At 43.4% G+C, this 256-nt stretch carries 1 protein-coding gene; it reads left to right on the top strand.

Translation table 11 applies throughout. From position 1 onward, the window contains the following. On the top strand, positions 1-256 hold a 256-nt coding region (locus tag AC0L30_RS43250), incomplete at both ends, for a hypothetical protein (RefSeq protein ID WP_473406820.1).

Raw genomic sequence — 256 nt, 5'->3', positions numbered from 1 at the left:
GTGCCCGACAAATTACAGCCCCTACAAGTAGAAGTTTAACCAAAAAAAAGCCCCCACCCCCACCAAAAAACCCGCCCCCCCCCCCCAACCCCCCCCCCCCCCCCCCCACCAAAAAAAAAAAAAAAAAAAACCCCCAAAAAAAAAAAAAAAAAAAAAAAAAAAAACCCCCCCCCCCCCCCCCCCCCAAAAAAAAACAAAAAAAAAAACACAAAAAAGAAAAAAAAAAAAAAAAACCCCCACAAAGCCAAACAAACAC

The sequence above is a fragment of the Bradyrhizobium sp. MI1.11 genome, assembly GCF_055811255.1.
The sequence above is the reverse complement of the archived record's forward strand: the minus strand, read 5'-3'. Positions and strand labels throughout refer to the sequence as shown.